This window comes from Bartonella sp. MR168JLCBS, from assembly GCF_042194175.1.
Genome location: NZ_JBHIMP010000099.1, coordinates 1029 through 1317 on the forward strand (window position 1 = coordinate 1029; position 289 = coordinate 1317).

Sequence of the window (289 nt, forward strand, 5' to 3'; positions counted from 1 at the left end):
GTAAGCTGAATGAGCTGTCTGATCAAGAATTATAACAAAATGGCTTGCAAATAGAGCATGGAATTTCTGAAAAATTAACCATTATTTCTAAGGGCAATGATTATTTGTGGCTTTTGAATGTTTCATATCTCATAGAATTTTCATTAATGTATAGGGCGAAAGTCATTTCTTCTGTTGGAAATGTTTGTTCTATCGTGATTTTTCATCCTCGTTATAAGAGGCATACTTCCAAAAAAATAAATAAAAAAGTTACTGAAAGCGATGAGAGTTTTGTACATGATTTTGTTTC

1 protein-coding gene is annotated in these 289 nt (G+C 30.8%); it reads left to right on the forward strand.

Annotation, left to right across the window (positions count from 1 at the left end):
• Nucleotides 1-44: 44 nt before the first annotated feature.
• The coding region (locus ACFIK8_RS09405) for a hypothetical protein (RefSeq protein WP_375669267.1) at nucleotides 45-289 on the forward strand (245 nt) is incomplete at its 3' end.